Here is a 13,749-nt window from a genome sequence, read left to right on the forward strand (position 1 = left end):
AAAAGGTAAAGCTCACCCGCTTTACCTTTTAAATTTTAAATAACTGCAGGTGATAGTCATTGCTGAAATATATGCCACCCGCCATTTGTTTTGCGGTTCTTCTTACCATGACGCTCGTATCTGCCAATGCAACCAGCCAACAACATGTCAATCTGTACCCTAATCTACCCGCCCCCATTGGCGGGGAAAAAATTCTGATCACTTCTGCTGGACAGGCCGCTGAAGGTTCCATCCTTTACACCATTGCAGACAACCTTCACGTTGATGCGGACTTTCGGCCACGGGCCCTTGATTCCGATCTTTACGACTACAACAGTGTTGTGATTGTACTGGGATACAGTGCCAATGGCCTTGAACAAACAAACCGGACATACCAGGCTGAACAAAGCCGGATTACAAAACTTGCGGGTGAAGCGACACAAAATCAAATCCCTGTCATTTTGGTCAATCTCTCCGGAGCATACCGTCATGATAAACCAACATGGGCACTGTTTAACCAGATTATTCCGAATACCGACTACTATATCGGATTAAAAACAATGAAAAATATGGACCAATACCTTGATATACTGGCGTCCCACAACGTTCCGGTGACGCTTGTCAATGATTTCAGTGACATCCGTACCCCGTTTAATTCCGTATTTCGTTAATCTTATTTTAATGCTATCAAGCGAAAGGCCGGTTCAACATGGTTCAAAAAAAACATATGCATATTGGCATCATCGGCATGATACTGTTTTTATCAGGTGAGTTTTTACCGTTATTGAACAATCATTGGACAGGCGTCATTGTGGCAAATATCCACCAAAGTGTGGACTTGCAGGATAGCGGTCTGCTGCTAGTGACATCGTTCATCTATATTGCAGCTTACTTTGTTGTTTTCTTTTTCATTTATTTTGGTTCCATGTTGATGGCTTGGGCCTTTTCCGGACAGATGGGGCCATTGATGTTTATTTTGCTAGTGCTTTTGGGCTTGAGCCTGTTCAACCAGTGGCATCATGATCATTTTTCCTATCATAGTCACTTCCTGGCATTGGGCATGATTACATTTCTGCAATTGTATATTCCAAAGCAAAAATATTTTTATCTGATTCTATCAATCATCATTTTTCTCGTATTGGTGTCCATTTTATGGCTCCAGCTTATCCCGGCACTGACTGTTTTTGGATTCGGAACAGACGATTTGGCAGCCAGCATCAAAATCGTGGATAATTATTTTACAGACAGCAGTTTGTTCAATACACTGGCTACCATTTTTTTCGCTGTCTTTCTGATCATTGCCATTATTTTCACACTGCTGATCCACCTTGTCGACAAGCAGAAGAGTACTCTTAAAAACTATCATCTGCAAGAGGAAGAACTGGAAGAAACCAGGACTGCCCTGGTAGAATCCAAAGTATATGAAGAAATCAACATGCTCGTGCATGATTTGAAAACACCCTTGGTGACACTGGAAGGGCTCCTATCCCTGCTCCATATGAAAATGCACGCGCAAAACATCACCACAATGGAAGCCCATTTCGAGCGGATGAATCAATCGGCGGAAAAAATGAAGGATATGATTTCTGAAATCCTCCATGAAGATAATAAACAACCGATTCCGGTGAACGAATTGCTTGAGTATGTCACAAGTCACCTCGGTCTTAATGAACAGAATGTGGATTTACACATCAATTTGGAACCTGATCTGCCAACGATATATGTCAATAAAGTCCGGTTTTCCCGTGCAATTTCCAATATTCTTGAAAACGCTGTCAAATCTTTTGCTGGAAAAGCAGGATATATCGATATTGATGTCAAAAGAATAGACGAGTCGATTCTCATTTGCATCGAAGACAATGGGACAGGCATTAAAATGACACATTTGGACGATATCTGGCGGACAGGCTTCAGTACGCGACAGTCATCCGGAATCGGCCTTTCCTTTGTCAAAAAAGTTGTGGAGAACCACCAGGGAACGATTACGGTGGACAGTGTTAAGGGCAGTCACACGCAAATGACCATTTCACTCCCGATCCACAAGGAAGGTGAAACACATGTCGATGACATTGCTGATCGTCGATGACAACGAAGATATCCGGTTTACCCTGGCAGAAATCTGTGCCTATGCGAACTGGAATACGATTGAAGCATCAACCGGGGAACAAGCCGTGAAACTTTATAAAGCACTCCATCCGGATTTAGTGCTGCTCGATTACCATATGCCGCATTGGGACGGCCTGAAAACCACAAAAGAAATGAGGGAAATCAATCAAAAAATCCCGATTATTATCCTCACGGTTGATGAACGTCAGGCAATCGCGGATGCCTTTTTGCAAGCCGGTGCAAGTGACTTCGCCCTTAAACCGATCAAAGCACCGGATCTCATTTCCCGCATTCGCGTCAATTTGAAGATAGCGAGGCTTACAGCTGCGGATGATGATCAGGTGTTTGTCGAAAAGGGCATCAACACATCAACCCTCACATCGGTCAAGCAAACCCTCATTCAGCAAGATGTGCCGATAAGCATCGACGAAATCAGGAAAGAATTGCCCATTGCCTATCAAACCATCCACCGTTATTTAAGCTATCTGGAAACCAAAGGCGAGGTCGAGGTCATTTCCCAATATGGAAAACAGGGCCGGCCAAAAAACACATACAGGTTGCTCCTATGAATGAAGCAAGGTTCTCATATACTCCTGTAGGTAAGAAAGCAATCAAAAATTCTTTCAGAGCTTTCGGAAGGTTCGTGGACAAAATAAGTGTTTATCGAGGAGGGGAACAAAATGAATGTTTGGTATGTCAGTTATGGATCCAACATTTGTGAAGATCGGTTTTTATGCTACATTTATGGGGGTGCACCAGAAGGGTCCAATCAAGCTGAGGCAGGCTGTTCCGACAAGACGCCTCCCAAAAGCACCGGGATAGCGGAACTCCCTTATAAACTATATTTTGCTAAAGAAGAAAGCAAATGGGGTAAAGGCGGCGTTGCTTTTATTGATCATGAAAAGAACACTGAATCCAAGACGTTTGCCAGAAAATATTTAATTACGGCTGAACAATTCACAGGCGTCGTTGAACAAGAAAACAACGCCAAGTGCCTTACCATTGATGTGAATAAGATTATCAATAACGGATACCTGGACATCACAGCTGGCTGGTATGGACGGTTAATTTATCTTGGCGATAACGCCGGCTCACCTATGATGACATTCACCGATACGAAGGATATGAAACGACAAATCATCACCCCGCCTCCCACCTCCTATTTAACAACGGTTGCACGAGGGCTAAAAGAGCTGGGTCTAACAAAAGAAGAAATCATCGATTATTTTTTAACAACAAAAGGGATTGAAAGTTTTTTTACTAGGGATTCCCTTTATCAGTATATGTTTAATTAGAAACGCGCTGCATTCCGTCCCTTGATAGAGGGTGGTGCTAACTTTTGAAAGCCTCGATAGGCTGCAGCTAATTTCGGTATTGAAAACGTCGTCGAAAACTTTTTGCTTCCTTATTTTTCACAGAAAAAAGCTCTGCTGACCGCAGAGCTTTTACCTGTATGCTCCTTATTTACTTTCCAATAAACTGCTGTGTCCAGTGGTTGCCTTGTTCAACATAGCCGACACCGATGTGCGTGAAGTTCGGATTCATGATGTTCTCACGGTGTCCGTCACTGTTCATCCACCCGTTAACGACCTGTTCCGGTGTACGCTGTCCTCTGGCAATGTTTTCACCGGCTGTTTGATATGAAATGCCGAAGTCTTTCATCATATCAAATGGTGAGCCATAGGTCGGGCTGTCGTGTGAGAAGTAGTTACTATACGCCATATCACGGGATTTCTCACGTGCCACTTTGCTTAACTCTGTATCAATTTTGAGCGGATCCAGACCCTGTGCCGTGCGCTCCTCGTTTGTCAGTTCAACCACTTGCTGTTCAAATTCACTTAGCTGCTGTGATTGTGATTGACTTTGTTGTTCTTGCTGCTGTTCAGCTGGCTGCTGTGGTGCCTGTGCTTCAGGCTGCTCAGCCGGCTGTTCTTGTTTGTCTGTTTTCTGTTCTGAGTCACCTTGTTGTTCAGACTGATCCTGCTTCTGTTCTGAAGTGTTTTGGTTTTCAGGCTGTTGCTGATTCTGGTCCGGTTTTTCCTGCTTTGATTCCGCTTTTTGCTCCCCATCATGCTGCTGCTTATCCGAATTCCAATTAATTTGCGGGAAGTACTTATGCAAGTTGCTGAATCGGTCAGATGATAGCTCCGTCCAGTCACTTCCATTAATCGAATAATGAACGTTATACTGATGGGATTGATTTTGCGATTTATCGACATTTGCGGATGCGTCGGCCGTTGTTTGCCATGCGCCCCCAAATAGCAATGCTGCGGTTAGTGAACCGGTCATTAGTTTGTTAAACATGCTTTTTCCCCTCTCCTCTTTTTGATTTGCAACATCATCGTACCATGCTTTTTTTGTAATATTACTGGCACACATTGCCATAAGGTTTTTTCCATTCAGCGACTTTTCAAAAAAGATTATCACAGCAGACTATTAATTCTTTTAAACCAGGCGATTGATAGGAAAAGTTTTTATGGGGTGGTAAAATTTACAACAAAATGGCGGTTGACACTTCTTAAAATTGCATGCATATATTACAAACAGCTGCTAAATGTAAACGAAATGTTACTTGATTTTTCATAGATTATCATTTGAAATAGAGGGGGAGTGAAAGGTTTCCGGGAGACTTGAACAGACAATATTTGTCAGCTATATTTCCACCTCCCGGAATCGATGATATAGTATAATAATGTATAGTCGTTTTTTGCATAACACAGATTGTTTTTAAATCGATTAATATACATCATTGGAGGAACATAATATGTTATCAACTGCAGAAATCGGAATTGATTTGGGAACTGCTAATATATTGATCTATTCCAAGTCAAAAGGAATTGTATTGAACGAGCCATCAGTCGTGGCAATTGATTTAAATACGAAGAATGTGGTGGCTGTCGGATCGGAAGCAAAGGAAATGGTCGGCAAAACACCACAGAATATCATCCCGATCCGGCCATTGAAAGACGGTGTTATAGCGGATTACGATGTGACCGCTCAAATGCTGAAGGCGTTTTTAAAAAAAGTGAGCAAGAAAATGGGACTCTCCATGCGCAAGCCGACTGTTGTCGTATGCACCCCATCCGGTAGCACAAGCGTCGAGCGCCGTGCCATCCATAATGCTGTGTCCAGCTACGGTGCGAAACATGTGCATTTGATTGAAGAGCCGGTGGCAGCTGCCATTGGCGCGGACTTGCCGGTCGATGAACCACTCGCCAATGTGGTTGTCGATATTGGCGGGGGAACGTCCGAAGTGGGCATCATCTCATTCGGCGGTGTCGTCTCCTGCAATTCCATTCGCACCGGCGGCGACAAAATGGATGACGAAATCGTTAATTACATCCGTAAGAAATACAATATTCTAATTGGCGAACGCACAGCAGAAAATATAAAAATGGAAATCGGCCATGCCGATGAAGATCATATTGAGGAATCCATGGATGTCCGTGGCCGTGATATGGTATCAGGCTTGCCGAGAACGGTGACGGTTTCATCTAAAGAAGTATATGCAGCGCTGAAAGAATCCCTTGAACAAATACTGGAAACAATCCGGACAACCTTGGAAAACTGCCCGCCTGAACTGAGTGGTGACATTGTCGATCATGGCATCGTGCTCACCGGCGGCGGAGCTATGTTAAATGGGCTGAAAGATTGGCTCTCAGAGGAAATTTTCGTGCCGGTTCACATTGCGCCAAGCCCGCTTGAATCCGTGGCGATCGGAACAGGCCGTTCACTGAAGATGATTTCCAAATTGCAGAAAGCTGCGAAATAATAACGAGACATGTCCAGACAGGGCCGCGCTTACCAGTAATGGTACGCGGTCTCTTATGATGGATGTGAACTGCTTTCTGTTTCTTCTGTTCATTCTTTCTGGTGTCAATTCCGTTACGCTGCAAAACCACTCCACTCCCCTATTTCCCAACAGAAAATTAACCATAACGGTTTACAAATTTTTCAGAATACCATATAATAAAACCAATCACGCTAAAAGCGCTTCCACGCTATAACGCATGATACTGCCGAAGCAAAAAATCGGCAGCAGACTAATTTTATCAACCGTCTCTGGTTCCATATGAGACAGCCTGACAATCAATAACTGCCTAATCTGTTTTCAGTTCAACGCCAGTTCTGAAGCAACAGACAAAAGCCAGTTCAAAGTAGACTTACAGATGTCTGTAGTCTTTTTGAACTGGCTTATTTTATTTTCAGGAAAGGAGTGAGGCAGTGGCTGGAGCACTCGAAAACATTAAAATTCTCGATCTGTCGCGTGTGCTTGCTGGGCCATATTGCACGATGATTCTTGGTGACCTCGGTGCTGACGTTATCAAAGTGGAAGCACCGGGTGGCAGCGATGAAACACGCAAATGGGGACCTCCGTTTCAGAACGGTGTCAGTGCGTATTACCTTTGTGCCAACCGGAATAAAAAAAGCATCACACTTGATTTAAAATCTAAAGAAGGTCACAAGGCGATTAAAGAGCTCGTCCGTGAAAGTGATGTGATCATCAATAATTTTAAAACCGGCACGATGCAGCGGCTTGGGCTCGATTACGAAGCACTATCCGACATCAATCCGGGAATTGTCTACTGTTCAATCACCGGTTTTGGCGAAACAGGGCCTTATAAAGACATGCCGGGCTATGATTTTATCATCCAGGCAATGAGCGGTTTGATGAGTATTACCGGGGACAGTCAATCCGGCCCACAAAAAGTCGGTGTGGCCATTACGGACATTTTAACTGGTCTGTATGCGTGCATCGGCATTCAGGGAGCCCTAATCGAACGAATACAATCGGGCAAAGGACAAAAGCTCGATCTTTCCCTGTATGATTCAGCTGTCAGTGCGCTTGTCAATGTTGGCAGCAACTATTTGATGGCCGGAAAAACACCGGAAGCCCTAGGCAATCAACACGCCAATATCGTCCCATACCAGACATTTGCAACAATGGATGGGCAAATGGTGATTGCCGTTGGAAATGATCATCAGTTTAAACGACTGTGCACGATTTTGGAAAAACCGGAATATGCAGCAGATGGACGTTTCCGAACCAACCCTGACCGTGTAGCAAACCGGGAAACATTAATACCGATGCTGCGAGACGTCTTCGCGACCAAATCAACTGCCTATTGGCAGGAAAAATGTCAGGAAAACAACATCCCGTGCGGCCCGATCCAAACGATTGATGAGGTAGCCGGTGACCCGCAACTAAATGCGCGGGATATGTTCATTGGTGCCGACCATCCAACAGCAGGCGATATCCGCATGATCGGCAGCCCGCTGAAATTATCACGGACACCGGTTAATGCTAAGCGTCACCCACCGGATGCCGGCGAACACACGGATGACGTACTGGCACAATTAGATTTGACGCAACAAAACATTAGGAGATGATAAAATGGATTTCAATTTTTCAGAAGAACAGAATATGCTGCGCAGTACAGTCAGAAGCTTTGTCGACAACGAAATTATGCCATACATTGCCGAATGGGACCGCGAAGGAAAATTTGACCCTGCCATTATGCAGCGGCTTGCTGATCTTGGTTTGATGGGCGTCTGCATTCCGGAAGAATATGGCGGCAGCGGTATGGATTACAACTCACTGGCCATCGTCTGCGAGGAACTTGAACGCGGTGACACGGCATTCAGAACCGCCGTGTCTGTACACACCGGCCTGAACAGCATGACACTGCTGCAATGGGGAACCGAAGAACAAAAGCAGAAATATCTCGTTCCCCAGGCCAAGGGTGAAAAAGTCGGCGCGTATGGTCTGACAGAGCCTGGGGCCGGTTCTGATGTTGCCTCTTTGCTATCAACTGCGGTCAAAGATGGCGACCATTACATCCTGAATGGCTCAAAAGCATGGATTTCGCTTTGTGATACAGCCGACCACTTCCTTGTATTTGCCTACACTGATAAAGAAAAGCGCCATAAAGGCATTTCCGCTTTCATCGTCGAGCGCGATTGGGAAGGGTTTGACTCAAAAGCGACCAAAGGCAAGCTGGGAATCCGTTCCGGTAACACCGGTGAAATCTTCTTCGATCATGTGAAAGTCCCGAAAGAAAATCTGCTCGGCGAAGAAGGTGAAGGGTTCAAAATCGCCATGGCCGCGCTGGATAACGGACGGTTCACAGTTGCTGCAGGCGCTGTCGGCCAAATCCGGGCCTGCCTGGAAGCCAGTGTCAACTATGCCCATGAGCGCGAAACATTCGGAAAGCCAATCGGGAAACATCAGCTTGTGCAGCAAATGATCGCCAATATGAAAGCAGGCCTGGAAATGAGCAGCTTGCTTGTCTACCGTGCGGGTGAGATGAAAAATACCGGCAAACGCAATACAGAAGAAACATCGATGGCCAAATGGCAGGCGTGTGATTTTGCCAATAAAGCGGCTGATGATGCCATCCAGGTTCACGGCGCATATGGCTACTCGGATGAGTATCCGGTTGAGCGGTATTTGCGTAACTCGAAAGCACCGGTTATTTACGAAGGCACACGCGAAATTCATACGATCATGCAGGCGGAATATGCGCTCAGCTACCGACAGGATAAACCATTAAATAAAATGCTGCCGGCATGGGACGGTAACCATACGACAGTCTGAACAAAACGCGATTATGGCATTGTCGGCGTCCATGACGTCTTCCTTGCCGTCGCCGCAGCCCGTTCAGCGGCATCAAATAGTCCGGCATTGGCAATGAAGGCGGGCACCACGGCATGGACGAATTTTTAGAGATGAAGTATGTCTCGATAGGCATCGACAGCAACTGAATAAAAAATGATAGCCGCATTCCCAGTTTGGATGCGGCTATCATTTTGAATCGCTGTAGATTTATATAAACCCCTTTGAAATCATCGTTTCATCGCAAAAAATAACATCCAGGCTGTATTCTATAAGATGATGAGGCAAAACCTTTTTTCATACGCTTAGCGGCCCGAATTCATAACAACAATGTATACATAAAGAGCCAAAAGAAAATCAAAGGTTGAGAGAAACTTACCGTAAAAACTTAGCTCACGCTCGATTAAAAATTGACAGTATACTTATTTCATTTTATAATCTACTTAGAAATAAGGTGCCGAGTAGCGTTAACTACTCGGCACCGGCAGTTGGCCAGCTGTCTGGCTTGTCGATCCTGAGAAGTAATCGCTGACCTTTGGGGTAGGAGCGGTTACTTTTTTTAATGAATGAATACCAATAAAAGAATATTTGTTCTATTCATCTTTGTTTCTCCTGTCATTTCTTACCTGACAGGATTTTTAATTATGATTCGCCTTATAATGCTCATACTGCCGATACAAATCATGCAATGCCGAGACAAGCGCATTCCCGGCCTTTCCTAAATAATGTGCTTTCATCGTCTCAGAAGGCTTATCAATGCCGTCCTGTAAACTGTGCCCTCTTAACAGTTGATGGACAAACTGCCTCCCGTGATCGGTTGCCAAGGTACAGTTAGCTGCTACAATGACACCATATTTTTTATCAATTTCCGCCGTGATGGTCAGTGTTTCATAGATGCTTTTTGCTGCCATGCCGGATGGTAGTCTGGCGTGACCTGCGATAAAAACCGTATTCATCAATATCGTCCCCTCCCGCTAGAAATCCGGTCCACGATAGCCAAGTTTTCTGGAAATTGTCTCAGCCGTCTCCTTTGTTTCAGCTTTCAAACGCTTCAGGTTGTCCCCTGCAAAACGGCTGGATAGACCGCTTACTGCCAGAGCCGCTATGACACGATCGCTATAATCATAGATTGGATACGAGATGCCCGTTGTATCCGCATCCTGTTCACCAATACTGTATGCATAACCGTCTGCATAAATGGTTTCTAGTTCTTCCAGCATTGCCTTTTGATCAATCGTACCGCGATTTACGGGATGATGCAATTCGGATTCTCCCAAAATCGTTTCCTGCTGTTCACGGGACATATGTGCTAGCAACATTTTCGGGCCCGAACCCAAGTAAAGCGGCGAGCTTTTGCCTACCCTGGTGTTCAACCGGAGGGCTCTTGAACTGTCAACCTTTTCAATATAGGTGGCTTCACCCTGATTAACGATGACTAAGTGAATAACCTCATTAATATCACCAGCCAGCTTCTGCATATCGGGCAAGGCCATTTCCCGAATCTCCAGCTGGTCGGCAACAATCTGACCGAGCTCCAGAAGTTTAAGCCCCAGACGATACTTGCTGTCATGTTCGTTCTCCTTTGTTTTATATAAAAAATCACCAGATTCAAGTGCTGATAACAGCCGGTAAGCAGTCGGTTTCGGGATATCTGCCTTGTTGGCAATTTCTTTCAGCGTTAATTCCGGGGTATCGACTGAAAAATAATTTAATAAGTTGAGTGCTTTGATGACGCTTTGATTCATAGCAAAAACTCCTTGTAGTTGTCTTAATAAGAAAAACTCGGCTCCCGCCTCGTCTTTCTAGAGGTCAGAGGCCGGAAGTCAGACTGGAAGAAATCGGCAAATTAGCCGATTTCGGTACTGAAAACGTACCTAAAACGATATACTCCCTTATCTTAAAAAAGGCTGTCGCATGACAGAAAAACAGCCTACATCACCTATTAGTTGTTGGCACGTACTTTTTCTTTATTGGTTAATTCATAAATAGTAACACCACGTTTAGCCATTTCTTTAATATAGGTGTCACCAGGGACGATCTGCTCAGGCGGGTAAACGCCCCGTTTCATGATCGTTCCGTTTGCAATCATCTGGGCGACAACTGAAATCGTATTGGCTGTCGCCCGAGCCATGGCCGTCACATTATGTTCCCTGTCTTTATAAGTCGTCATTTCGAATACATGCGTTTCAGGCTGACCGTCTTTCTCGCCACCTACTTTAACCCTTAAAAGAACGACATCATCTTTATCGCCAAGTTCGACAATCGGATCAAGCACCTTAAGCAGTATTTCCCTCGGATTGATTTCCTGTCCGTTCACATCAACGGAATAATCCATCCGGGTCAGGTTCAAATCAACGAGCAATTTAAACTTTTCGGCATGACCCGGATAGCGGATGGTTTTATATTCGAGTGTTTTCAATTGCGGATACGATATGGATAATGTCGACGTTCCACCTGATGTATGAAATGCTTCCAGCGGGCCGAATTTTTCGAAGTGAACACGTTCCACCTCGCTTAAAGATTCAATCTCCTGTTTCATCCCATTACGGATAATCAATGCCGGGTCAGTATAGTGATCGAAAACCCCTTCCATTGAAAACACATGGTTATATTCAAACGGCGGTTCTGGGTTAACCGGGATACCGCCGACATATAATTTAATGGCTTCCAGATCATCAAGTTTACTTGCACCATGGCCCGACAAAATGTTGATCATACCAGGGGCAACACCCAAGTCCGGAATAATTGTCACGCCGGTAGCTTGAGCATCTTCTTTCAACGCCAGCACTTTATCGGTGACATGCCCAATATGGCCACCTAAATCGACCGTGTTCACCCCAACGTCAATGGCCGTTTTGGCAACGACTTCATTAAATGAATAAAATAGGGCGTTAATTATCACGTCGAACTGTCGCATGTAGTTGGCCAGTTCCTGTTCGTCCTTGGCGTTTACCTGATACGCTATCAGTTTTGGCGAATTCAGCTGATTAACAACTTCCTGGGCACGTTGGAGGTTAATATCAGCCAGGCCGACTGCTGTCACACCCTCACTTGACACCAAATCGCGTGCTGCTTCTTTCCCCATCAGGCCTGATCCGAGTACACCAATTTTCACACGCATACACTCCCTATAAAAGTAGTCATTTTCAATCTTTCTTACAACGCTTCTCTTGCAAAGAAGGGCGTCCCCCATTTATGTCTGGATAACTCCTGGCATAAATGGGAAAACAGCCTATTCTCACATTATAGCGTTTCTGAATGTCAGCTTAATCTGCCTCGATGCTTTACTCCGTATCAATCTGGGCACGCTGCAGCTTGCCACTGTAATCGATATAGACAGCTTTCCACTCGGTAAAGACATCCAACGCCTGCACACCGGAATCACGATGCCCATTTCCGGTACCCTTTGTGCCACCGAATGGCAAGTGAATTTCTGCACCTGTCGTACCAGCATTAACATAAACAATGCCCGTATCCAGATCGCGCTGAGCTTTGAAGACACGGTTGGCATCCGTTGTGAAAATGGAGCTCGACAAGCCATATGACACGCCGTTATTAACCTCAATCGCTTCATTAAAATTTTTTACCGGGATCAGGGAAACAACTGGGCCGAAGATTTCTTCCTGGGAAATGCGCATATCTGCCGTGCAATCAGTAAACAGCGTCGGGGCAAAATAATGACCGTTTGCATATTTGTCTTCATCCAAAACATATCCGCCGGCCATCAGTTTAGCACCTTCTTCTTTGCCGATTTGCATGTATTTTTCAATTTTATCAAGAGCTGCTTTGTTGATGATCGGGCCGACTTTGTTCGATTCGTCCAAACCATCACCAATTGTCAATTTTTCGATTTCCGCGAGCAGCCGCTCCTCGAGCCGCTTTTTCACGTCCTCATGCACAATGACCCGGCTGGCTGCCGTACAGCGCTGCCCACTGGTGCCGTATGCACTCCAGATGATACCTTCAACGGCTAAATCAAGATCAGCGTCATCCATAACGATGACAGCATTCTTGCCACCCATTTCGAGCGACACTTTCTTCAATTGCTTACCGCACTCACTGGCGATATTGCGGCCCGTGTCATTCGATCCGGTAAAGGAAATCACCCGAATATCGTCATGGTGCACCATCACATCGCCAACAGTAGAGCCCTTGCCATAGACCACATTCAAGATGCCTTTTGGCAGACCGGCTTCTTCAAATATTTTTGACAGCTCATAGGCCATAATCGGTGTTTCCGTGGCCGGTTTCCAGATGACGGCGTTGCCGGCTACAATCGCCGGGAAAGACTTCCAAGTGGCAATCGCAATCGGAAAGTTCCATGGGGTGATAATCCCCACGACACCAACAGGACAGCGCTGACTCATGGAAAATTTATTCGGCAGTTCAGCAGGGGTCGTATGGCCGAACAAACGACGTCCCTCACCTGCCATGTAAAAGGCCATATCGATGCCTTCCTGCACTTCGCCGCGTGCTTCTTCCAGCACTTTACCGTTTTCCATTGTCAACAGCTGGGAAAGGCGCTCTTTACGTTCTTTCATCAACTGGCCAACGTTGAACAAAACGTCCGCTCGTTGCGGTGCAGGTACCAGTGCCCACTCTTTTTGCGCTGTTTTTGCCGCTTCGACCGCACGATTCACGGCCCCGCTATCTGAGAGCGGCACCTTGACAACCGTTTCCCCGTTTGCCGGGTTAATCACATCAGCTGAATCGTTTTCTTCCACCCATTCCCCGTCAATAAAATTGTTCAGCTTTTCGGTTACAAGTAAGCTTTGAGCCATGCAAAATACCTCCTATTTTTGGTTAGGTTGATTTATCCCGCCTTGACAGGCAGGTCGACAAAAACTCGGGCGTCCTGTTGCATTGTCGACACTAGCACGTCCTGTCCGTCGTAAGACCCCCACTTCAGGATTTTAAGGGAAAATGAAAAAAGATAAGTGGGGGCGGGCTGCCTGGCCGATAATAACGCGACGTCCTGTCGCATTATCGGCACTAGCACGTCCTGTCCGTCGTAAATGTCCGATTCTGTTCGGGCCTACAGGATGTAG

Annotated in this window: 12 protein-coding genes; 7 read left to right on the forward strand and 5 right to left on the reverse strand. The window is 45.5% G+C overall.

Translation table 11 applies throughout. The features are described from left to right. Positions 1-59: 59 nt before the first annotated feature. From ACFQ4A_RS03530 to ACFQ4A_RS03545, 4 genes are all read left to right on the forward strand, one after another. The gene (locus tag ACFQ4A_RS03530; protein ID WP_382397642.1) at positions 60-650 is read left to right on the forward strand and encodes a DUF6305 family protein; all 591 of its coding nucleotides are present in this window, start codon (positions 60-62) and stop codon (positions 648-650) included. A 38-nt stretch (positions 651-688) separates the two neighbouring features. Continuing rightward, entirely contained in the window at positions 689-2,065 is a 1,377-nt protein-coding gene (locus ACFQ4A_RS03535; RefSeq protein WP_382397644.1) for a sensor histidine kinase, read from the forward strand. After that, the gene (locus tag ACFQ4A_RS03540) at positions 2,037-2,654 is read left to right on the forward strand and encodes a response regulator (RefSeq protein ID WP_382397646.1); all 618 of its coding nucleotides are present in this window, start codon (positions 2,037-2,039) and stop codon (positions 2,652-2,654) included. Before ACFQ4A_RS03535 ends, ACFQ4A_RS03540 begins: the two co-directional genes overlap by 29 nt. 111 nt (positions 2,655-2,765) lie before the next feature. Beyond that, complete coding sequence (locus ACFQ4A_RS03545; RefSeq protein ID WP_382397648.1) at positions 2,766-3,380, forward strand: hypothetical protein; 615 nt, start codon at positions 2,766-2,768, stop codon at positions 3,378-3,380. A gap of 169 nt (positions 3,381-3,549) precedes the next feature. On the opposite strand, the gene ACFQ4A_RS03550 is transcribed toward ACFQ4A_RS03545, so the two are convergent. Then, positions 3,550-4,389 (reverse strand): CAP domain-containing protein, encoded by an 840-nt coding sequence (locus tag ACFQ4A_RS03550; RefSeq protein WP_382397650.1) that lies wholly within the window; start codon positions 4,387-4,389, stop codon positions 3,550-3,552. A 460-nt stretch (positions 4,390-4,849) separates the two neighbouring features. Here ACFQ4A_RS03550 and mreBH point away from each other — a divergent pair, with 460 nt between their 5' ends. From mreBH to ACFQ4A_RS03565, 3 genes are all read left to right on the forward strand, one after another. Further along, positions 4,850-5,857, forward strand: coding sequence for a rod-share determining protein MreBH (gene mreBH / locus ACFQ4A_RS03555; RefSeq protein ID WP_382397652.1), 1,008 nt, complete (start codon positions 4,850-4,852; stop codon positions 5,855-5,857). Between the two features lie 452 nt (positions 5,858-6,309). Next, the gene (locus tag ACFQ4A_RS03560) at positions 6,310-7,476 is read left to right on the forward strand and encodes a CaiB/BaiF CoA transferase family protein (protein ID WP_382397654.1); all 1,167 of its coding nucleotides are present in this window, start codon (positions 6,310-6,312) and stop codon (positions 7,474-7,476) included. A gap of 4 nt (positions 7,477-7,480) precedes the next feature. Next, on the forward strand, positions 7,481-8,683 hold the full coding sequence (locus ACFQ4A_RS03565; protein ID WP_382397656.1) for an acyl-CoA dehydrogenase family protein: 1,203 nt from the start codon (positions 7,481-7,483) through the stop codon (positions 8,681-8,683). Between the two features lie 656 nt (positions 8,684-9,339). Here ACFQ4A_RS03565 and ACFQ4A_RS03570 read toward each other — a convergent pair. From ACFQ4A_RS03570 to ACFQ4A_RS03585, 4 genes are all read right to left on the reverse strand, one after another. After that, the gene (locus tag ACFQ4A_RS03570) at positions 9,340-9,657 is read right to left on the reverse strand and encodes a DUF3870 domain-containing protein (RefSeq protein WP_382397658.1); all 318 of its coding nucleotides are present in this window, start codon (positions 9,655-9,657) and stop codon (positions 9,340-9,342) included. An 18-nt stretch (positions 9,658-9,675) separates the two neighbouring features. After that, on the reverse strand, positions 9,676-10,446 hold the full coding sequence (locus ACFQ4A_RS03575) for an IclR family transcriptional regulator (RefSeq protein WP_382397660.1): 771 nt from the start codon (positions 10,444-10,446) through the stop codon (positions 9,676-9,678). 197 nt (positions 10,447-10,643) lie between these two features. Beyond that, complete coding sequence (locus ACFQ4A_RS03580) at positions 10,644-11,816, reverse strand: saccharopine dehydrogenase family protein (protein WP_382397662.1); 1,173 nt, start codon at positions 11,814-11,816, stop codon at positions 10,644-10,646. 169 nt (positions 11,817-11,985) lie between these two features. Next, entirely contained in the window at positions 11,986-13,482 is a 1,497-nt protein-coding gene (locus ACFQ4A_RS03585) for an aldehyde dehydrogenase family protein (protein ID WP_382397664.1), read from the reverse strand. Between the last annotated feature and the right edge of the window lie 267 nt (positions 13,483-13,749).

This window comes from Lentibacillus salinarum, from assembly GCF_042679865.1.
In the GTDB taxonomy this organism is placed as follows: Bacteria; Bacillota; Bacilli; order Bacillales; family Amphibacillaceae; genus Lentibacillus; species Lentibacillus salinarum.